The sequence below is a fragment of the Cohnella baijiui genome (genome assembly GCF_020731285.1).
Taxonomy (GTDB): Bacteria; Bacillota; Bacilli; order Paenibacillales; family Paenibacillaceae; genus Cohnella.
The window spans coordinates 144,268-163,450 of record NZ_JAJFOW010000008.1; the positions used below are offsets into that span (position 1 = coordinate 144,268).

Here is a 19,183-nt window from a genome sequence, read left to right on the forward strand (position 1 = left end):
GCCCTATCGCTTAGCCGGGTTTCGGATTGCGCGTTTATTCCGTCGGGGGATCGATATGCAGGTCTTGGTCCGGCGCGGTGAAGTCCCAGCGGGTAAAGGTGACTTCAAAGCCCTCCCGGGTAGGCGAGCAAGCATAAGGACCGGCTTGATTGCCCGAAGGGTACGGAAACCGCGCGACCCGAATTGTCCGCCACACATGTCGTCCGCTCCGGGCTCGAATAATCACGGCATCCTTCATGATCGAAGCGCGCAGGGTGACTTCCTCCCCCGCCCACTCCGGTACGGCCGCAAGCGACCAGTCGGAATAACCGTCCGTCACGACCGCGGCAAGTTGGGGCATGCCGTCGTTGATTTCGATGCCGGCTTTAATCCAATGCTCCGGACCGTGATACAACAGCAAGCCCGCCTGATCGTACAGCTCTGTAAAGGATCCGAGCCGAAAAGACACCTCGACTGCCGTGTCGCGGTCCCACTGCGCCAACAACGCCGGCCCGTCTTCGAATTCAAAGCCGTATAACGTCCTTTTCCAGAAATCTCTGCCTTTCTCTGGCACTATCTTCAGCGTATCGCCTTCCTCCCGGGAAATCTGCGGGGGATTGAGCCATACGCCTGCGTTCCAGTCCATTCGCTTTCTGCCCTGCCTTGCCATCATAACGGCCTCCTTCGAATGTGAAGCTGCGATGAAGCGGCATAATTAAAACGATAAGAAATGACGATGCCGGATGTCAAGTCGAATCCCGGCGCGACCTGAAGCAAACCAAAGAAGGATCTCCTGGACCGGAGATCCTTCTTTCTTACCTTAAATTAAAAAGACCCTTTCCAGTCTTCATATCGATTGGTAAAGATGAATGTTCATGAGTGATAAGCCAGGAATCATTTTCTTTTCTTAAACCAAATGTGAAACGATTGGTCATTTGACGAAGCTTCTCTCCTGATTCTATATCGTGTGCAGCAAAGGTAACGGCACAATGAACAAATGCAAGATTCAAGTTTTCTTTTACTACGAAGTCATTGAAATCAACATGAAGCGAAACGCCTTCTGCCCTTAATCCGTTAAACCACTCTTCAACATTTGCCTTCCAGGGAGAGATACCCTCGCTCTCCCAGTTCCCCCAGCAATCATAAATATGTATTTCGGGTGCATAGGACGATAAGAATCCTTCAACATTTTTATCGTAAACGGAAGACTTGTAATTTTCTAGCACGTCCTGAACTTTTATAAAATGGACCTTCATCAAACTCATCCCCTTTACTTACTTTCGATTTCCGCGTTTTGTTGGCGGGACTCCGGTTTGAAATGAAGCAGCTTCCCTTTCGGCTGGCCGCGAACCCGCGGAACGGGAATGCCGAATGTTAGACGGACATCTTCTGCAGTTGCGCTTCGAGCCGGTCCAGATTTTGCTCGTTGGCCGAAGTCGCGAATTTCCGGACGGAGTTGAACACGGCGGCCGATTCGAAGCGCTGGCGCCAAGTCAGCCTCGTTTTGCCGCCAAGATCCTCGAAAGTTGCCGTTAGCTGGAAATAGGGAGCGCATGTGTGCCGCAGCACGATCCTTTCAGGGCTGACTTCGACGAATTCGCTTTTGTTGGGATAATCGACCCCGTCCGGACCATGCATCACGAATTCCCATACCCCACCCGGCCGCAAATCAAATTGTTGAAAGGTGTTCGTAAACCCGCTCGGACCCCACCACTGCGCCAAATGCTCGGGGTTTGTCCAGGCTTCATAAACGAGAGCAGGTGTTGCATGGATCTCGCGCGTCGCGACAAATTCGTTTGCTTCTGCCGCGCCGATTTCGTTGTTTGTCCCGATGTTTTCCGACATATCCGATCCTTCCTCCTTTACCTATCCAAGTGAGTCCATTATAAAGCATGACGCCACGTCATGCACAAGCGTTAATAGGTATTGGCCATGCGGACACCTCCTTTTCGGAAATAAAAAAGAGCCCTGCGTAAGGGGCTCTTCGAAGAAGCAGCGTGCGCAACGCGAACATATCTTTCTTCTTACCTTAAATATTTTCCCGTAATCGACTGCTCGGCATGGATAATCTGCGTCGGTGTGCCCTCGAACACGACCTGGCCGCCTTTGCTGCCGCCATCCGGCCCCATATCGACGATCCAATCCGCTTGGCTGATCACTTCGAGGTTGTGCTCGATGACGATCACCGTATTGCCGGCGTCTACGAGACGGTTCATGATCGCAAGAAGGTGGCCGATATCCGACATATGCAGCCCGGTCGTCGGTTCGTCCATCACGTAGATGCTGCCGTTCTTGTGCAGCTCGCTAGCCAGTTTGATGCGCTGGCATTCCCCGCCCGAGAGGGTACTGAGCGGTTGGCCGAGCGTGATATAGTTCAACCCTACGTCGCTCATCGCCTGGAGCTTGCGCACGACTTCTTTGAGCTCGAAGAATTTCAATGCCTGCTCCACCGTCATCTCCAGCACCTCGGCAATGGACTTGCCGTTCAGCTTGTACGCAAGCACTTCTTCCTTGAACCGTTTGCCTCCGCAAACTTCGCAGGGCAGCTTCACGCTGTCGAGGTACGCAAGATCCGTATACACGACGCCCAGTCCTTGGCAGTTCTCGCAAGCCCCTTTGGAGTTGAAGCTGAACAAGCCTTGGTTCACCTTGTTCGCGGAAGCAAAAGCTTTGCGCACATCATCCATGATGCCCGTATAGGTCGCGGGATTCGAGCGTGTGGATACGCCTACCGCCGATTGGTCGATCACGATCGCGTCCGGATGCTGGTTGAGAAATACATCGTTGATCAGCGTACTTTTGCCCGAGCCGGCGACCCCGGTAACGGCCGTAAGCACACCGGTCGGAAGATCTACGCTAACGTTCCGCAAGTTGTGCAAGGTGGCATCCCGTATGGACAGCTTGCCGGACGGCTGCCTGCAATCGTGCTTCAATACGAGCGGCCGCTTCATATGGGTGCCGGTCAGCGTATCGGCCGCAAGCAGGCCTTGGAAGCTTCCTTCGAACACGATGTTGCCGCCGCGGCTGCCGGCGTAAGGCCCGACATCGACGATATGGTCCGCCACCTTGATCACATCGGGATCATGCTCGACGACAATGACGGTGTTGCCTTTGTCGCGCAGCTTCTGCAGCAATTCGTTTAACCGGTGCACATCTCGGGGATGCAAGCCGACGCTGGGCTCGTCGAAGATGTACGTGACGTCCACCAGACTGCCGCTCAGGTGCTTGACCATCTTGACGCGCTGCGACTCGCCGCCGGACAACGTATCCGTTTCGCGATCCAGCGTCAAGTAATCGAGTCCGATGTCCACCAGATGCTGCAACCGTTCCGTCAGCGTCCGGACGATCGGGGCGGCGATGGGGTCGTCGATCTCCCGAATGACCCGGATCAGTTGTCCGACCTCCATGGAGGACAGCTCCGCAATATTGCGCCCCTGGATTTTGCAATGGAGAGCGGCCTGGCAGAGTCTTGCCCCACGACAGCTGGAGCAGGGGCCCTCAGTGATGTATGGAGCAACGGATTGTTGCGTGCGCTCGGACATCGTTTTCAAATCCCGCTTGATGTATTTATTGGTGAACTTTTCGATGAAGCCTTCCACCGTTATGTTGATGGTTTTCCCGCCGAACTGCGTCCCCACTTTTTTCGCTTTTCCGTACAGCAGCTGTTCCAATTCTTCCTCCGAATAATCGCTCAGCTTCTTGTCGGGATCGAAAGGTCCAGATTGCACGATCATCGTCCAATCGAAGCCGTCCGCACCGTAGCCTGGCAGCATGATGGCCCCTTCGTTTAACGACTTCGACAGGTCCACCGCCTTGCTCATGTCGACCCCCAGACTGCGCCCGATCCCGTTGCACTCGGGGCACATGCCTTGAGGATCGTTAAACGAGAACATATTGACTTGTCCGATATGGGGGTGACCCACACGGGAGAAGAGCAGACGGAGAATGGGAGAAATATCGGTAATCGTGCCCATTGTGGAATGCGAGCCCCCGCCCAACCGTTTCTGATCCACGATCACGGCCATGCTCAGGTTCTCGATCGCGTCTGCGTCCGGCTGCGGAAAACGCGGCAGAAAGTTGCGGACGAACATACTGAAGTTTTCGTTCAGCAAACGTTGGGATTCGGAGGCGATCGTATCGAACACGATCGAAGATTTGCCGGATCCCGATACGCCGGTAAAGATCGTTATCTTCCGCTTGGGAATGCGCAAAGAGACGTTTTTGAGATTGTTCTCCCTTGCGCCCGAGATGACGATGTACTCCTGATTCGCTTCGCTCATGCATGACATCCTTCCGATTATGATCTATTCGAAACGGTTAGCGCTTGGCAGACGGATCGAAGACGGCATAAACCGGCTGCATGAAGATGCAGCCGGTTTGGTTCAAGCAGGGCAACCGAGGTTCGCACGCGGTTATTGTTCCAACGCTTTTTCAAGCCCGCCGCACCATTTCGTCCAGCCGAACTTGGCTCCGCCAAGCGCCTGCTCGTTCGAGATGCCGGTTTGTTCGAGATGAAGGTTTACTTTCCCGCCCCCTAGATCCTGCAGCGTCCAGGTGACTGTATGCTGCTCTCCGCTGGCCCACGTATAGGACAACCGGTTCGGTTCCTCCACAATCAGCACTTCGCCTTCGATAATGCCGTTCCACCATTCGGTCGGCTGCGCGCGAAACTGAAAACGATGTCCGACGACTGGCTTGAAATCATTTTCCATCGCCTGACCGGTGTGATTGTCGACCACCCACTTGGACAGCTTGTTCGAATCGGTGATGGCGGACCAAAGCTTCTCGATCGTGGTCTTGTACTGAAAATCCAGGTTTAAAGTCAAACTCATTCTTCTTCCTCCTCCAAAAGTTGGTTCAGGCGCAGCATATTCGTACTCCAGAACTTGCTGTAGAACGCGATCCAATCTTGCACTTCTCTGAGCGGAGCGGCGTTTAGCCTGAATCGCGTTTCCCTGCCGACTTTTCGATCCAGAACCAGTCCGGCTTCTTTCAAGATGGTCAGATGCTTGGAAACCGCCGTACGACCCATGGAAAACTGTTCCGTCAATTCATGAAGCGGGATTTCCTCTGCCTGCGACAACAGATGAATCAGTCGGCGCCTGGTTGGATCCGCAATCGCGTCAAACACGTCCCGCAACGGGTTGTTCTCGCTCACAGCACCCTCTCCTAAGGATTAACAGGGGGCGGCATTTTTTCCCGTCACCTCATCCATGGTTTGTTGATTAGACACCATTTAGTGACACTTTGATTATAGGTCACCATTTGGTGTCATGTCAACCGGAAATGGAACTCCCTCTTGTCCATTCGAAAATCTCGTCGACGGCTTGCCGATACCCGCCCGATTGGCGAAAGGAATCGCTCATTCTTTCGGCAGCATTCTTGTAGGAGGATTGGCTTAGCACCAGGTCTGCGGCCTCTCGCAGTTGATGGGCGGTCAAGCTGTGCATTTGCAGTTCGAGGCCAGCACCGAGTTCGGCGACTTGTCTCGCGATGAGCGGCTGATCCGCGCTTTGAGGAATGACAAGGAGCGGAGCTCCGTAATAGAGGCCTTCGTGGGTACTGTTCATCCCGCCATGCGTAATGAATAACTTGGCGAACTTCAGCACTTCGGTTTGCGGAACGTAAGATTGGACGATGAAGTTGTCGGGAACTTCCCCTAACTCGGAAAGCTGGACTTTGTTTCCAATCGACAGGACAATCGTATGATCGGTGTTCCCGAATGCTTCAAAACAAAGCTTATAGAAATGGGCGGCACGGTTAAAGACGGTTCCCAGCGAAATGTAAATCGGGTGTTTCCCATGGATGGCCGAAAAGTCGAAGCTTCCCGGCGCGTGGCGCGAAGAAATGGATGGGCCTACGAATTTATAGGTACGGTCGAAGGCTTCTCCGTCGGGTTGGAATTCCCTCGTCGTATAAACGATCGTCAGCGGCGCGGGATTGCAAAACGCTTCGTAGGGAGAACGGACATCCGCACCGTATTTTTCCTTCACCGATTTCGCCAGGCTCTCATATTGATCGTGAATGGGCTTCGCGATTTCTGCCGGAACATTCGAATAGAAGGCATTCAACATGTCGTCGAACGATGCTTGAGTCTGCGCAAAAGAAGTACAGGAACTGATGGCGGGAATCTTCAAAATTTGCGCAAGCAAACGTCCGCAGCCGAACATGGAGTCATGGATGATGTAATCGAAACGATTGCCTTGGATCTGCTCCAGCACGTCGGGGATGACGATGTCGGCCGTGAGCAATAGACCGTTGATTCTTTGGAGGACATGCTCTCTCCCGCCCGAAATAAACGCTTTTATCAATTTTTGATCGTCAAAGGTGCGTACGGTAGCCCCTGTCTGCTCCATCCGCTCCCGAAATGCTTCGATACAAAAGTAAACGACCTCTTCACCGCGCGAAATCAGCTCTTGCACGACGCCGACCGTGGGGTTGAGATGTCCTTCGGATCCGCCATTGATAAATAAAACGCGCGCCATTGAAACTACTCCTTCGAATGCGGTTTACAAGCTATCAAATTCATCATAGTACAATCCTTGGAAATTGCAAAACAAGTCGCCCGCTTCGCCCGCCGGCTTCCCGGACCCAAGCCCGTCAAGCATGGGATGGCGGTATGGACAGCAGGGATGGAAACGCAGCAAACGGCAGCCGGTCGTGATGACCGGCTGCCGTCGCGTGCGATTCCGTCACGATTCATTCGCGCAGAAATCCCGAATCGTTTGCTCCTTGATCTCCTTCAGCGGATAACCGGGATAGATTGATTTCAACAGCATGATGCCATGGAGCACGGAGGAAAAATATAAGGAGCGAAGTTCTGGGTTTTCGTTTCCCATACGCTTGAACGTTTCGCACTGGACTTCGAACTGTTTGGACATCTCTCGATTTAACATTTCGCTATACTTGGCTAAAACAACATCTTCATCGGGCTGGGTCTGCAGGTGAAGGAAGAAGCGATATGCCCTGGGATTCCGTTCAACAAGTCCCAGCGCTCCATCGACGATCCCCCTAAGTTGATCTTCTGCTGACGGCAGCAAGGATGCGGCCTCGACGACCTCGGCGATCTCGTTCATTCGACCGCGAACGATTTCTGCCAACAGCCCTTCTTTCCCTTTGAAGTAATGATAAATCAATCCTTTGGCCACGTTGGCCCGCTTGGCAATGTCTTCGATCGTAGAAGCATGATAACCGCGTTCCAGAAAGATTTCCATGGCTGCTGCGCCTATATTGGTCATCGTCAATTGGCGAATACGTTCGTTCTCTTCGCGGCTGCGAGGCATGAAAAGATCACTCCTGTTGATACGCTGCTGAATGGGTAAAATGGTCGTGTAAAAAAGAATGAATGTGCGAAGAAAGCTCCTTAAAATGCGTCAAAGGAATCATGTGGTCCGCGCCTTCAAGCTTCGCAAAAGAGATTTTGGGGACACGCTTGAATTCCGCCGCGATATCGGACATATCGCTCCATTCATCCGACCCGTATACGAATAGTGTAGGCACTTTAATGTTTTCCAGACGTTCAATCGCCGGAGGCTGCGGCCAGATGACTTCGAAACTGCGCCACTCCGTAAAGACGCGCTTAAAGTACTGCGTGTGCATGTCTATAAAAAGATCTCGATAGTCGCTCGCCATAACGTTTTTGTAGATGGCTGCATCCAATGAAAACCGTGTCATTTTCTCGATATCCGGAGCGAATGAATTTAATTCCTGCATCCAACCCGTATACGTGTCCGAAAAGGAAAAACCCGTCAATGCAGGGGCGACAACGATCAAACGATCGACCCTTTCCGGGTAGGACAATGTTAAGTTCGTGGCGAGCTCCCCGCCCATGGAATGGCCGACGAGCGTAACCCGATCCAGCTTCAGATGATCCAACAACTCGAGCACGTCTTTTACGGGTTGCATTGGTTCTTGCGGGGCAGGAGAACGACCGGTTCCGCGAGCGTCAAAGATCACGACTTGGTGGGTCTTTGCAAGCAACGGCACAAGACCTTGCCATTCTCTCGAATCAACGCCGCCGGGGTGGATTAAAACGATAACAGGGCCGCTTCCATAAGTCGTATAGCTCAAATTCATCCATCATCTGCTCCCTTCTCGTGTTTCATTGTTTTGCTTCTCCTGTATCATACTTTATGACTGAACGTACGGTCAATGATAAATTTCGATTTTGGACAAAACAAAAGAAGCTTGATTTCTCAAGCTTCTCGTCGCTTTGTACGCATTGGAAGATCGCTTTCCACTGTATGGTCATGAGCCCAATGTTGAAGATCTAGATCAAATCGGCGCGGCGTACCGGCTGCCGTGCAGCACGCTCCTTAACTTACCGCCCTGCTGCTGCAGTACCTCAAGCGAGTAGCCTTCGGCTCCGCTCCACTCGTAAGCGAAGCTGTAACCTTGCTTGGACTCGGTTACAAACAAAATGCGGAACATGTCCGGCGTGATCGTGCCGCCGTCGTCCACCCGCCAGGTGGAATTCGGATCGTCGTTGCCGACGAAATCGAGCAGCAGGGGCCCCTTTTTTGTCGAAAGAACGAGGCTGGCCAGCGGCTTCTGCCCTTTCGCCTTCACATATTCGACGAGCCCGATCGACACGTCCGGTTTAACTTGCCCGATCAGCCCTTGCTTCGCGACCTTGCGCTTTTTCTGCTTCTCGATTTGCGTAATGACTGATTTGGAGAAGGTACCTTTGGATACGGGCTTGTAGCTCAGAAAGACGTGGTCTTCAAAAGCGTCTTTCTCGGCCAGCAGCACCGAATCGTTTGGCGCGACCTTGCCTTTGGCGATCGAATACAGCTCTCCTTCGTCATCGTCGAAGTTCCACGCCGTTTGCCGGCCGTTGCTCTTGTCGCTCTCCTTCTGGTGTTTCACATACTTCGTGTCGAGTGTTGTGCCCGGGGCGAATACCGCCTTGACGAACCGCTTCGGCTTCGAGCTCTCAAACCCGAGCAGCCGCTGTCCGGTTAGATCCGCATAGGCGAAAGTAAGCTTGCTCGCTTTCAGATCCCCCGAGGCCACGGCAGGCGACGCCGCTTCGGCAGCCTGATCCGGGACGGAAATGAAGCCGATGGCGAGAATCGCAAGCATCGCGATAACCAAACTTCTTTTCATACATTCACCTGCTCATCTTAGAGAGAATTTCGCGAACATGCAGGCGAAACGACGCTGCAAGAATCGCAATGGAATCAGCATACAAGATCAGGGATTTTGTGGCAAGATTATGGGCGTCCCTCCAAAAGAAAAACCCGCGATCAGTGCGCGGGTCGGATCCTGTTCTCGTTTTCATGATTTTGATACTTTGATCTTGATTTGCTTCTGCACGCCATTGAACGTAATTTTCACATTGGCAACGCCAGGAGATATCGCTGTTACCCTCCCTTCGGCATCCACGCTTGCAACGGCGGGATTGGAGGAGCGATAGGCAGAACGACTCGTCACATCCTCCCAACGTCCATCGCTATAGTCCGCATAGACCACAAGGTTTCGCGACTGCCCTACCGTCAGCTTCCACTTCTCGCCGAGCGTGAACAGTTCCTTCACGTAGCCGCCGGGAGCTACTACGTTCACGGTCAGCGCTGCTGAAGCACGCTCGAAGGAGGCATGGATGATCGCAGTACCCGTCGCAACGCCCTTCACTTCGTTCCCCGCCGCAGACAGGACTGCAATTGAAGCGTCGGAAGAGGTTAGTTCAGATTCGGCAGTCACTTCCCTCTCCGTTCCGTCGCTGTATTTCGCAAACAACTGGAACGGTTTTGTTAAGCCGACTTCGGTCTGGAGTTCGCTTGGCGTGAAGTGCAAGCTCTCCACGGCAGGAGCGGCATTCTCAACCTGGACCGCTACCTTTACTTCTTTCCCTCCATAGGATGCGGTGATCTGAGCGGTACCGGCCGCCACGCCTTTGACGAGTCCTCCCGGACCGACAGTGCAAACCGTTGGATCGGAAGATAGATACCCGCTGCTTTCCGTGACCTCCATCACCTGGCCGCCTGCGGAATGAGCCGTAATGGCAAGCTGCCGTTCTTCGCCCGCCAGCAGTCGAAGCTCGCCAGGATCAGCCGTCAACGCTTCGATCGAGGGCTCTTCCTCGGACAGTTGATATACGCCGGTATCCGTCGAAAACCACCAGGCATCATTCAGCCATCTTGCTTCGCCTGTCGGAAGTTCCGTTTCGACTCGCGCTCCTCTCTCCTCGTCCGCGCGGTTCAGGAAATAGTGGGTCGACCCGGCTTGCGTCAGACTGTAGACCACATCCCCGGCAGGAGACAGCGCTTGCAGTTTGTACCCGGCGCTGCCTGAACCGATCTGTTTTTCTTCGCCTTCCGGAGAGCGAAGCCAGAGCGTAACCTGCCGATCTTCGTCCAATCGCGGAAATGCGGCCCAACCTCCTGCGATAGCCAGATTCTGCTGGCGAAGGACATCCGCATATTTACCGAAGAGGTCTGAATAAGGGCCGGATAATGTGATGGGCTCCGAATCGGTGAGGAGTTGAATGACAGGGTCGGGATTCAAGTTCAAATATAGTATCGATTGGCCATCCGACGCGATTTTGTTGTCGTCCGTCTCCATCTCGTTTAGAGAGGCGGGCTTTTCCGTCAAGGCCGAACTCTCGCCAGCCCGGTAACGGAACAATTGCTCCACGAAGGAATATAGAACGGTTCCATCATCCAGAATCATTGCCTCTCCAAGCGGCCAATAATGATTAATGGGGTTAACAATTGTCTCCACCGTATCGCCGTGGCGCAGCCGAAGTCCGTTCGTCCCCGGCCCGTCCATAGAGCCGTTCGTACCGGAGCTGTCATAATAGGCCACATATGGACCGTTTACCGTCCAATAATACGCTTGCAGCCTCTGAAGCGTACCGTTGCGATACTCGATCGATTCCCCCTTCACTCCCGGCAGGTGAAAAATAGCTCCCTCCGTCGTAAGTGCAGCCTGATCCGGTTTCGTTTCAATCCCTGTTGCAATCTCAAACGCTGTGCTCCCGTCCAACGGCTCGATCAGGACTTGCTGAGTTTGCGGCTTGTAAACGAGCGCCTTTTCCGTGTTGAAGTCAAGTATCTGCCCATCGGTGCGATAAACCTCCTTCAAACGAGCCTGTGGTGCGCCATCATCGGCATAAGCGATCGCCGGAACCATGAAGCACGTCGTGAAACAAAGGAACAACCACGCCGCCTTGCGAAACGCCAGTTTCATCATCGTTCCCCTCCTGTGCGACAGATCGCCGCAATACTGGTTGGCGCCCCTAATGTAACACAGGAGAATTCTGGAAAGAAATGAGCATTTTCGCCTGATTCAATGAAGAATTCGATGCACTTTTACTTCATTTTGTATTTCCACCTAGTTCCAAATGATCAAATCAATGTATAAGGTCGCAGATGGGGAATCTAGAAGGTTCACTTCACGAAAAGAACCTCCGCCCAAAGACGCTGTGTTTTATTGAGGAGATACGATAAGCCCCATGAGCATATCGATCGAAGGAATCCGGTAGCCTCCGATTTCTTGCACGTAACGCCCCCCCATAATTGTTCGCGATGCAAGTTCAACATCACCCCCCCCTCCCGCACGCTCGCCCTCTACCCCGAGTCCAACCCGGAGGTACGGTTTCGATGATTGATTAATACAATCAACCAAATCTTAAAAAGTGCGAAACGAATAGTCAAAACGGTATGAAAGCGCGGCTTCCAAAACGTCTTTCCAACTTTTCAAATCGTCTTTCATCGCCTTGGCGCCGTCTTCTTCGACAAGTCTGAATTATCAATGAAATTGTATATTTAATCTCATTAACTTTCTAATTCGGATGGATTATGGAGTGCTCGTTAACAAACGGCATCCAACTTAAACTTCATCAAAATGGGTAATCTAATTCAGACGATGCATCGAAGGAGGATATCAAACATGCGAAAATGGATCGTACCCAGCCTTTTGACAGCCTGCTGTCTGTTCGCCGTCCTACTGATGTACAACTCCCTCCGAAAAGACGAAACGCCTTCCGTTCCGCACGAACCCGCCCCCTCAGCGACAGCTTCCGGCGAAGCTGCACCGGGGGTCAATACCGAAGCGGCGACGGCAATCTACAAAAGCAATTGTCTGTCTTGCCACGGCGATCAGTTACAGGGAGCGATGGGGCCGGCTCTCACAAAGGTCGGTTCGATGATGTCCGAAGATGACATTCGCAAGCAGATTAGCAACGGAGGCGGCGGCATGCCCGCTTTCAAGGGGACACTGACTGACGAACAGATTAACACGGTCGTCTCCTGGTTAGCCGCCAAAAAATAACCGGACCCAAAGCTATCCAGTCTATGGATAGCTTTGTTCGTAAATGTGACACGATTCCTTCATGTTGTTCCTTCCTGCCGAACCACATGAACCTGAACAGTGAGCTTGCTGTCAACCGTTGCCAAAATGATGCGATTGATTTCATGGGGACGTATTTCCGTTTCCAGCCACGTTCGGTCCTTGCCGAGCTCGCGCAGCAGCGCATGCGCCATGTGGCCGTCCGTAATGATCGGTTTCGTTAGATTGAAGGGGGGTGTGTTCAGCTTCAAGTCAGCTGGAGTTACAGGCTGATAAGCTGTATTTAGGATCACGGATAGTTTACCGCCCGGTTCCCATGCTGCATAGGCGACTTTCGAGATGTCTTCTACATTCGATTTTCGTAGTTCGGAATATAAGAATTCAATGGACAGCTTTGCTTTCGATAGGTTCCGATAATCAAGCTTTCCGTCCAGAACAAGGGTTATCGCCGGCGGATCAAATAAATGTTTGAGCAGCGGGATTTTCAGACTGAACCAGATGGCGGCTATGTATAGAATAACAAGCGAAAAGGTCGAAATGATGGAGCCCTTTAACCCTAGATGCTGGTCTGAGAGCGGATGGGCGATAATATTGCCGAGCGTAAGCGCGATAATGAAATCAAGAAATCGAAGTTGAGAGATGGAACGCTGACCCATCAGTTTGGCAGCGATGATCAGAAATCCAAATCCGACAACGCTTCGTATCACCCATTCTATTGCCGTTAATGTGTCTTGGCCTTTGAAAAAATCCACGATCGAATTCCCTCCGTCGCTATATTGCCATCCCTTAAGTTTCCCCACCTTCATCTGCACCATACGAATAGCGGCGGCCGACGGCAAAAAGCCTGAATCCAAACAAGCTGGAACCAGGCTTTCAAACGCTAATATTCAATAGAAAGGTTCATCATCGTTTATCTATATTCCCAAAGCTGCATCGCCGCCCCGATCATCCCGCCGTAATTTCCGTGGCTCGGAAGCACGATCCGCACCCCGTCATAAAACGACGGCATCGTCCGCTTACGCGTCTCCTCACGGATTCGACTAAGCAGGGGCTCCCCAACGTCCGCGAGTCCTCCCCCGATCACGACCAGCTCGGGATTGAAGACGTGCAGCAAACCGGAAATGGCCGATCCGAGCGCTTCGATCGCTTCATCCATGACAGCCGTCGCCAGCGGATCGCCTGCCTGCCATCGGTCGACGGTAGCCCGCGTATCAAGCGGGCCGCCTAGAGAATCCGCGCCGGCCTCCGCCAACCGTTCGTTCATCCGCTTGGCGATCGATGTGCCCGAAGCGTATGCTTCCAGACAGCCTCTTCCGCCGCAAATGCACGGGAGACCGCGGTAATCGACGCTCAGATGCCCGATTTCGCCGGCGCCTCCCCACACGCCGTGTACGATCTTGCCGTCGTTGACGAGGACGCCGCCGACTCCGGTTCCGAGCGCGAGACAGATCATCTGCTTCGCGCCTTTCCCGATGCCGGCATGCTTTTCGGCCAGCGACAGCACGTTTACGTCGTTATCGACGACGACCGGCAAGCCGAATCGTTTTTCCATGTCGGACTTTAACGGCGTACCGGTGTACCCGGGCAACAGATCGGACGCATATCGGATCGCTCCCGTCCGCCAGTCGACTTGGCCGGCCGTTCCGATGCCGATCCCCCTGATGGACATTTCCTTGCCCTTGCGCTCGATTTCCCCTTGCTCCCGCACCCAGTCCAGCAGACGCTGGACGGCGACGGCGATCCGATCGCCGACCGTGCTCGATCCGGCTTTCGTCGGCAGACTGACCGATAACAGCGTTTCGCCGTTGCTGCCCACGATGCCGGCGTTGATTTTCGTGCCCCCGACGTCGATGCCGATCGCGTAATCGGCGCCCGGGTCGTATATGGAAGTCCTCATCGCCGGATCCCTCCTAGCCGAGCTTCTGCCGAATCGCCCTTACATATCGGGCGGCGATGAGCTGCGGTCGGGTAATGGCGCTGCCGACGACAACGTAATCGGCGCCGGCGTTCAGCGCGGCAACCGCTTCTTCCGGCGTCCAGATGCGGCCTTCCGCGACGAGCGGCACGCTTAACTCGGTGCTCAGACGACGAATCAATTCCAGGTCCGGTCCTTCCTGTTGTGCGCTGTAGGACGTATACCCCGAGAGGGTCGTTCCGACGAAGTCGGCGCCCAGCCGGGCGGCCGCCACGCCTTCCTCGAATGTGGACACGTCGGCCATGACCGCCATGCCGCGCCCATGCGCGATCGCGAACAGTTCCCGTACCTTCTCGAGACGGCCTTCGCGGTCCGTCACGTCCATCGCGACGATCTCCGCTCCCGCGTCCGCGATCGCGGCCACTTCGTCCGCCGTCGGCGTAATGAAGACGTCCGACCCCGGAATGACTCTCTTGATCAAGCCGATGACCGGCAAGTCCACCGCTTCCTTGATCGCGCGGATATCATGAACGCCGTTCGTCCGGATCCCGATCGCCCCGGCCGCTTTCGCGGCTATCGCCATTTTCGCCATCGCGTCCCCGCCGTGCAGCGGCTCGTCCTCGAGCGCCTGCGCGGAGACGATCAAGCCCCGGTCCGGAAAAAGAGATGTGGATTGGTTCATCGTTGATTCCTCCCGTTTCATTATTTCACGGCTCCCATCGTCATGCCCTTTACGAGGTGCTTCTGCACGAAAATGCCGAAGACGAGCATCGGGAGCATAATAAACGTGCCTGCGGCGGAGAGCGGTCCCCACTCCGTGCCTTGGAACGTCATGAACGAGGTCACGAGCACCGGCAGCGTCTGCGTCATTTTGCCCGTCATGACGAGCCCGATCAGAAACTCGTTCCACGCCAGCACCATCGACAGAATAAACGTGGCCGCCAGCCCGCCCCGGGCCAGCGGGAGAATCACTTTGAAAAACGTCCTCGTCTCCGAGCAGCCGTCTACGAACGCCGCCTCGCGAATTTCCGACGGGATATCCTCAAAATACGTGACTAGCATCAAAACGGCGAACGGCAGGTTCATCAGCATATACATGAAAATGAGCAGTGCGTACGAATCGTTGACGCCGAGCTGCACGGAGATGAAATAGACCGGAAGCAGCATCAGGATCGGCGGCGCGACTCTGGAGCTCAAAATGAACGTCATGATTTTGGACTTTCTGGGAAACTGAAAATACGCAAGCGCGTAGGCCGTCACCGCGGCCAGACACAGGCATAGCAGCGTGGAGACGAGCGAAACGAACACGCTGTTGCCGAACGCCTTGAAAAAGTCCGAACGGTCGAACACGTTCGCGTAATTGTCCAGCGTCGGTTGGAACAACCATTTGGGCGGAATCGCGAACGCGTCCCGGCTGTTTTTGAACGAAGTGGATATCAACCAAACCAGCGGCACCATGAAAAAGACTAGCAGACAGGCGACGCCAGCGTAAAACAAAGCCGATCTCGCGGCATTCCTCTTTCTCATCGCCACCCTCACCTTCTCGCCTTCGACAGCCGCGCGTACAACGTCGTGAATAGAAACGTAATGATCACCGTAATCGTCAGGTTGATGACCGTCGCGTAGCTGATGTTGAAATTGTTGAAGCCTTGGATGTAGGCGTACATGTTCGTCGTTTCCGTCGCGAGCGACGGACCTCCGCGGGTCATGACGTAGATGATGTCGAACGTCTTGACGCTATCGATGATCCGCAGCAGGAACGCGATCATCAGCGACGGCGCGAGCAGCGGAAGCACAACGTGGTAGAATCGCTGGAAGGACGAGGCGCCGTCGACTTCCGCGGCTTCCAGCGGCTCACTCGGCATCGCGTCGAGGCCGGCCGCCAGAATGAGGAACACGAACGGCGTCCATTGCCACACATCCGCGATGATGACGGACACCATGGCCAGATCCGTGCTGCCCAGCCAATTATGCTTGTCGCCGAGTCCCAGTTGGCCCAAGTAATAGTTCACGATGCCGTTGTTCGGATCGTAAAAGACGCGCCAGATCAGGCCGGAGACGACCGGCGTCATGATCATGGGAATGAGCAGCAGAGTCCGGACTAGCTTGCGCCCGAAAAAGGGACGGTTCAGATACAGCGCCAGTCCGAGGCCGAACAGCAGCTCGACCGCGGTTGCCGACACGGAGAACACGACCGTTCGGCTCAGTGACCCCCAGGCTCTGGCGTCCTGAAAGAGGGCCGAGAAGTTGTCGGCGCCGACGAAAGAGCTGGCCGACTTGATCAAATTGATGTCCCGCACGGCCATATAAATCGAATATCCCATGACGATCGCCGACATGACGCCAAGCACGAGCATCGTCGGCAGGATCCAGGCTTGGGATCTATTTACCAGTTGCCGAATCATCCGTTCACCCCTCAAGAGAACCGGGCTTCCGGCGCGGGCCACGTGGGCGCCCGCCGGAGGCCCGGCCCGTTTTTCCCGCTCCCGTCCGCCTTACTTCGCGGACAGCAGCTTGTTATTCAATCCGTTGGCTTCCTTCAGCGCGTCCGCCGGCGATTTGTTGTTGAGCAGCGCCTTGGAGATGGCGACGCCCGTGTTGTTGATGATTTCGTTCGATTGCGGAATTTGCGGCAAATATTGCGTGTTGCCGTTCGCGATCGCTTCCAGCATCGTGTCCTTAAACGCGCCGAACTTGGTCAGGAACGCTTCGTCCTTCATCGCGGCCAAGGATGACACGCCGGAGTTCGGGTCGATCGACATCGATTGAATCTGCTGTTCCTTGGCGGTCGCCCATGTCATGAACAACCAGGCCGCTTCTTTGTTCTGACTTTCCTTGGACAAATACATGCCGTGGACGGCCAGCGAGGAAGCGCCGCCCTTCGGATGGTCGGTCTGCGTCGGCACGGGCGCGTATCCGACCTTGCCGACGATCGAGGATTCCTTCGGATCTTCGTTGTACGCGCCGTTTACCGTCGCGTCGATCGTCATCGCCGCTTTGCCTTGCTGGAACAACAGGCGGTTTTCCTGCCAGCCGAAGTTCGCCACGCCGGTCGGGCCGTACTGGTTGAGAATGTCCTTGTAGAATTGGAGCGCCTTGACCGCTTCCGGCGATTCGAGATCCGTCATCCCCTGCTCGTTCAGCCACTGGCCGCCGAAGCCCCACAGGAACGTCGCCCATACGTAGACGTTTTGAATGCCTTGCTCTCCCCGAAGGGTGATGCCTGCGATTTCCCCGTTCGACTTTTCCTTGACCGTCTTCGCGGCTTCCATCAGGTCGTCGAACGTCTTCGGCACTTGAATGCCGTATTGCTCGAACAGGTCTTTGCGGTACATGAGGAAGGTGCTCTCGCCGTAGACCGGGAGTCCGTACAGCTTGTCGTCGATCTTCATCGCGTTCAAGTATTCCGGAACAAAGTCTGCTTGGTCAAAGTCCCCGCTGATCGATGCGTTCGAAGCGAGCGAATCCAGCGGTTCGACATATCCCCCATTAACGTATCCGTAGCCATGCACGATATCGTCCATGACGATGTCGTATCGTCCGGACCGGCTCGAGAAGTTGATCAGCGCCTTGGAGGTCAGGTCGCTGTAGGGGACGATTTCCAAATTGACCTTGATGCCCGTCTTCTTTTCGAAATCCGGCAATAATTTCTGGATCGCGTTGCTCGTCGAATGTCCTTCGAGCAGCACGGTGATTTCTTTCCCCTTGTACGGCATATCCCCGCCGGCAGCGGAACCGCTCGCGCTGGCCCCGGCATTCCCGCCTGAATTGCTTCCGTTGCTTCCGCAGCCCCCGACCAGCACCGAAACCGCCAGCAGCGAGAACGCTCCCCATTTTGCCCCTTTATTCATCTATTGCTCCCCCTCTTGGAATGAATCGTTGGATGCCGGCACGGCGACCGGAAGCCCGGTCGACAGCGATCGTTCCATGCAGGCCGCGATTTGCACCGCGCGGTACGCTTCCCTGGCGGAGATCGGCAGCGGCGCGTCTTCGGCCACCGCGAGCACGAAGGAGGTCAACTCCTCTTTCATGATGCCTGTCAGCCTGCCGTACATTTCCATGCCGTACATCGTGTCGGGGTAGGAAAACCGCCCGTCCGCGTGGCGCTGTACGTTTTGACCCGTGATGTCGATGTTGATTGCGCCGGCCGTTCCGATGATGTCCAGCTTCGCGTCCAGCTCGTAATAATGATCCGGCATGACCCAGCTCGTCTCGTAGCTGCCGACGGCGCCGGAAGCCATCTTGAATGTCGTGATCGCGGCATCGCCCACCTGAAACTCTTTCAAGCGGTTGCGAACCTCCGCCGTGTAGACCTCGACGATGCGGTCCCCGGTCACCCACTCGATCGCGTCGATGTCGTGCACGCCGAGGAACATGAGCACGGAGGTTCGGCCTTTCAGTCTGAGCCCGTTCTGGTACGAATTGTTCCGTCTCGCATAGAGGTGAAGCGGGCTGCCGACTTTGCCGGACGCCACCGTTTCGCGGGCGTGGTAATATCGCGGGTCCCAACGAAGCGTATGTCCGACCATGAGCTTAATCCCGGAAGCCTCCGCCTGCTCGACGATCGCTTTCGCTTCGTCCAAGTCGGTCGCGAGCGGCTTCTCCATCAGCACGTGCTTGCCGTGTTTGCAGGCGAGCATCGCGAGCTCGTAATGCTGGTCATCCGACGTGCAGATGCTTACCGCGTCCAGCTCCGCCATTCCGAACAAGGCATCCAGGCTGTCCGCCGCCCAGGCGCCGTACTTCTTCGCCGTCTCTTCCGCGTGCGGCCTGTAAATGTCGTACACCGCCGCCAGCTCCGCGCCGGCCATTTCCGAATAGATCCGCGCGTGCGTCTGGCCCATCACGCCCAGGCCGATAACCGCTACTTTGATCTTTCCCACTATCGTCTGCCTCGCTCTCTCGACTGAATGTCAGCGATTGATGTAACGCTTACATCCTCAGTATAGGAAGCCCGGATGGACAGAAACAGGAACGCTATTCCGAACAACCACCACG

19 protein-coding genes are annotated in these 19,183 nt (G+C 54.8%); 1 reads left to right on the forward strand and 18 read right to left on the reverse strand.

Going from position 1 to position 19,183, the window contains the following annotated elements:
• Positions 1–34: 34 nt before the first annotated feature.
• From LKX83_RS11315 to LKX83_RS11365, 11 genes are all read right to left on the reverse strand, one after another.
• The gene (locus tag LKX83_RS11315) at positions 35–649 is read right to left on the reverse strand and encodes a DUF1349 domain-containing protein (protein WP_227882402.1); all 615 of its coding nucleotides are present in this window, start codon (positions 647–649) and stop codon (positions 35–37) included.
• A gap of 145 nt (positions 650–794) precedes the next feature.
• On the reverse strand, positions 795–1,235 hold the full coding sequence (locus LKX83_RS11320) for a YybH family protein (protein WP_227882323.1): 441 nt from the start codon (positions 1,233–1,235) through the stop codon (positions 795–797).
• A gap of 118 nt (positions 1,236–1,353) precedes the next feature.
• Positions 1,354–1,824, reverse strand: a complete 471-nt coding sequence (locus LKX83_RS11325; RefSeq protein ID WP_227882326.1) for an SRPBCC family protein — start codon at positions 1,822–1,824, stop codon at positions 1,354–1,356.
• A gap of 179 nt (positions 1,825–2,003) precedes the next feature.
• Positions 2,004–4,259 (reverse strand): ATP-binding cassette domain-containing protein, encoded by a 2,256-nt coding sequence (locus LKX83_RS11330; protein ID WP_227882328.1) that lies wholly within the window; start codon positions 4,257–4,259, stop codon positions 2,004–2,006.
• A gap of 132 nt (positions 4,260–4,391) precedes the next feature.
• Complete coding sequence (locus LKX83_RS11335; protein WP_227882329.1) at positions 4,392–4,811, reverse strand: SRPBCC family protein; 420 nt, start codon at positions 4,809–4,811, stop codon at positions 4,392–4,394.
• Positions 4,808–5,137: an ArsR/SmtB family transcription factor gene (locus LKX83_RS11340; protein WP_227882330.1), complete on the reverse strand. Its 330-nt coding sequence runs from the start codon at positions 5,135–5,137 to the stop codon at positions 4,808–4,810. The genes LKX83_RS11335 and LKX83_RS11340 overlap by 4 nt, the downstream gene beginning before the upstream one ends.
• Positions 5,138–5,255: 118 nt before the next feature.
• On the reverse strand, positions 5,256–6,464 hold the full coding sequence (locus LKX83_RS11345; RefSeq protein WP_227882331.1) for a macrolide family glycosyltransferase: 1,209 nt from the start codon (positions 6,462–6,464) through the stop codon (positions 5,256–5,258).
• A 207-nt stretch (positions 6,465–6,671) separates the two neighbouring features.
• Entirely contained in the window at positions 6,672–7,262 is a 591-nt protein-coding gene (locus LKX83_RS11350) for a TetR/AcrR family transcriptional regulator (protein ID WP_227882332.1), read from the reverse strand.
• Between the two features lie 7 nt (positions 7,263–7,269).
• Positions 7,270–8,055 (reverse strand): alpha/beta fold hydrolase, encoded by a 786-nt coding sequence (locus tag LKX83_RS11355; protein WP_227882333.1) that lies wholly within the window; start codon positions 8,053–8,055, stop codon positions 7,270–7,272.
• A gap of 198 nt (positions 8,056–8,253) precedes the next feature.
• On the reverse strand, positions 8,254–9,087 hold the full coding sequence (locus LKX83_RS11360) for a hypothetical protein (protein ID WP_227882335.1): 834 nt from the start codon (positions 9,085–9,087) through the stop codon (positions 8,254–8,256).
• A 171-nt stretch (positions 9,088–9,258) separates the two neighbouring features.
• Positions 9,259–11,172, reverse strand: coding sequence for an Ig-like domain-containing protein (locus LKX83_RS11365; RefSeq protein ID WP_227882336.1), 1,914 nt, complete (start codon positions 11,170–11,172; stop codon positions 9,259–9,261).
• Positions 11,173–11,871: 699 nt separating this feature from the next.
• Here LKX83_RS11365 and LKX83_RS11370 point away from each other — a divergent pair.
• On the forward strand, positions 11,872–12,252 hold the full coding sequence (locus LKX83_RS11370) for a c-type cytochrome (protein WP_227882338.1): 381 nt from the start codon (positions 11,872–11,874) through the stop codon (positions 12,250–12,252).
• Positions 12,253–12,311: 59 nt separating this feature from the next.
• On the opposite strand, the gene LKX83_RS11375 is transcribed toward LKX83_RS11370, so the two are convergent.
• The 7 genes from LKX83_RS11375 to LKX83_RS34310 form a co-directional block, all read right to left on the reverse strand.
• Entirely contained in the window at positions 12,312–13,022 is a 711-nt protein-coding gene (locus LKX83_RS11375; RefSeq protein WP_227882340.1) for a DUF421 domain-containing protein, read from the reverse strand.
• 158 nt (positions 13,023–13,180) lie between these two features.
• Positions 13,181–14,167 (reverse strand): ROK family protein, encoded by a 987-nt coding sequence (locus tag LKX83_RS11380; RefSeq protein ID WP_227882342.1) that lies wholly within the window; start codon positions 14,165–14,167, stop codon positions 13,181–13,183.
• 13 nt (positions 14,168–14,180) lie between these two features.
• Positions 14,181–14,867, reverse strand: a complete 687-nt coding sequence (locus tag LKX83_RS11385) for an N-acetylmannosamine-6-phosphate 2-epimerase (RefSeq protein ID WP_227882344.1) — start codon at positions 14,865–14,867, stop codon at positions 14,181–14,183.
• Between the two features lie 20 nt (positions 14,868–14,887).
• On the reverse strand, positions 14,888–15,712 hold the full coding sequence (locus LKX83_RS11390; protein WP_227882346.1) for a carbohydrate ABC transporter permease: 825 nt from the start codon (positions 15,710–15,712) through the stop codon (positions 14,888–14,890).
• Positions 15,713–15,720: 8 nt separating this feature from the next.
• Positions 15,721–16,590 (reverse strand): carbohydrate ABC transporter permease, encoded by an 870-nt coding sequence (locus LKX83_RS11395; RefSeq protein ID WP_227882347.1) that lies wholly within the window; start codon positions 16,588–16,590, stop codon positions 15,721–15,723.
• Positions 16,591–16,680: 90 nt separating this feature from the next.
• Positions 16,681–18,036: an ABC transporter substrate-binding protein gene (locus LKX83_RS11400; protein ID WP_227882348.1), complete on the reverse strand. Its 1,356-nt coding sequence runs from the start codon at positions 18,034–18,036 to the stop codon at positions 16,681–16,683.
• A complete protein-coding gene (locus LKX83_RS34310; protein WP_227882351.1) occupies positions 18,037–19,068 on the reverse strand; it encodes a Gfo/Idh/MocA family protein in 1,032 nt (343 codons plus the stop codon).
• Positions 19,069–19,183 lie beyond the last annotated feature (115 nt).

What these genes read in the sequence shown, in the direction of transcription:
- LKX83_RS11390 (WP_227882346.1), bottom strand. Translation starts at nt 15,712, where the DNA reads ATGAGAAAGAGGAATGCCGCGAGATCGGCTTTGTTTTACGCTGGCGTC.
- LKX83_RS11345 (WP_227882331.1), bottom strand. Translation starts at nt 6,464, where the DNA reads ATGGCGCGCGTTTTATTTATCAATGGCGGATCCGAAGGACATCTCAAC.
- LKX83_RS11395 (WP_227882347.1), bottom strand. Translation starts at nt 16,590, where the DNA reads ATGATTCGGCAACTGGTAAATAGATCCCAAGCCTGGATCCTGCCGACG.
- LKX83_RS11385 (WP_227882344.1), bottom strand. Translation starts at nt 14,867, where the DNA reads ATGAACCAATCCACATCTCTTTTTCCGGACCGGGGCTTGATCGTCTCC.
- LKX83_RS11325 (WP_227882326.1), bottom strand. Translation starts at nt 1,824, where the DNA reads ATGTCGGAAAACATCGGGACAAACAACGAAATCGGCGCGGCAGAAGCA.
- LKX83_RS11400 (WP_227882348.1), bottom strand. Translation starts at nt 18,036, where the DNA reads ATGAATAAAGGGGCAAAATGGGGAGCGTTCTCGCTGCTGGCGGTTTCG.
- LKX83_RS11355 (WP_227882333.1), bottom strand. Translation starts at nt 8,055, where the DNA reads ATGAATTTGAGCTATACGACTTATGGAAGCGGCCCTGTTATCGTTTTA.
- LKX83_RS11370 (WP_227882338.1), top strand. Translation starts at nt 11,872, where the DNA reads ATGCGAAAATGGATCGTACCCAGCCTTTTGACAGCCTGCTGTCTGTTC.
- LKX83_RS11330 (WP_227882328.1), bottom strand. Translation starts at nt 4,259, where the DNA reads ATGAGCGAAGCGAATCAGGAGTACATCGTCATCTCGGGCGCAAGGGAG.
- LKX83_RS11380 (WP_227882342.1), bottom strand. Translation starts at nt 14,167, where the DNA reads ATGAGGACTTCCATATACGACCCGGGCGCCGATTACGCGATCGGCATC.
- LKX83_RS11360 (WP_227882335.1), bottom strand. Translation starts at nt 9,087, where the DNA reads ATGAAAAGAAGTTTGGTTATCGCGATGCTTGCGATTCTCGCCATCGGC.
- LKX83_RS11320 (WP_227882323.1), bottom strand. Translation starts at nt 1,235, where the DNA reads ATGAAGGTCCATTTTATAAAAGTTCAGGACGTGCTAGAAAATTACAAG.
- LKX83_RS11350 (WP_227882332.1), bottom strand. Translation starts at nt 7,262, where the DNA reads ATGCCTCGCAGCCGCGAAGAGAACGAACGTATTCGCCAATTGACGATG.
- LKX83_RS11365 (WP_227882336.1), bottom strand. Translation starts at nt 11,172, where the DNA reads ATGATGAAACTGGCGTTTCGCAAGGCGGCGTGGTTGTTCCTTTGTTTC.
- LKX83_RS11335 (WP_227882329.1), bottom strand. Translation starts at nt 4,811, where the DNA reads ATGAGTTTGACTTTAAACCTGGATTTTCAGTACAAGACCACGATCGAG.
- LKX83_RS11315 (WP_227882402.1), bottom strand. Translation starts at nt 649, where the DNA reads ATGGCAAGGCAGGGCAGAAAGCGAATGGACTGGAACGCAGGCGTATGG.